The following is a 225-nucleotide window of genomic DNA, read 5'->3' on the forward strand; positions in this document are numbered from 1 at the left end:
GCCTGGTAGCCGACCGGTATCTGACTGTCGGCCCGGGTCAACTGTGGGAGCTGGCTTGCCTGCGATGCAGACACCTCGGTGAATCAGGTACACCGCGTTGATGCCATCGCAGGCAAGCCAGCTCCCACAGGATGTCGCGTTTGCCGGGATTTTAGCGTCATCGTTGGCGACCATCGCCGGCAAGCCGGCTCCTACAGTGGACTGCGTTTGCCTTTGCTTTTGCTC

The sequence above is a fragment of the Pseudomonas sp. B6002 genome (assembly GCF_013385985.1).
Classification (GTDB): Bacteria; Pseudomonadota; Gammaproteobacteria; order Pseudomonadales; family Pseudomonadaceae; genus Aquipseudomonas.